The organism is Burkholderia sp. SIMBA_062 (assembly GCF_046534765.1).
Classification (GTDB): Bacteria; Pseudomonadota; Gammaproteobacteria; order Burkholderiales; family Burkholderiaceae; genus Burkholderia; species Burkholderia ambifaria.
On the sequence record NZ_JAWRYD010000186.1, the window covers coordinates 1 to 297 of the forward strand.

At 62.0% G+C, this 297-nt stretch carries 1 protein-coding gene; it reads right to left on the reverse strand.

The features are described from left to right. The coding region (locus SB786_RS35965; RefSeq protein WP_410731540.1) for a transposase at positions 1 to 297 on the reverse strand (297 nt) is incomplete at both ends.

Below are 297 nucleotides of genomic sequence, written 5' to 3' on the forward strand. Positions count from 1 at the left end.
GCGTCGTAGACGCTTTTCGCCATCCTGGTTCTGGCGAGCTTCGCAGCCGACACGTTGCCGACCGCGAGGTAATCGAAACGCCGCACCAGATCGAGCGCGAGCCTATGCTGGAAATCGGCACGGGCATTCGCGACCTTGGCGTGCAGCTTCGCGATATGCCGCTTGTGCTTTCGCGCCCGTTGCGCTTTCGCCAGCTTTTCCGCCGCTCGTCGACCGAACTGGTCATTGGGCAGCTTCTCGCCGGTCGAAAGTGTGGCGAAGTCTTTCAGGCCGAGATCGATGCCAACACCGGAACGG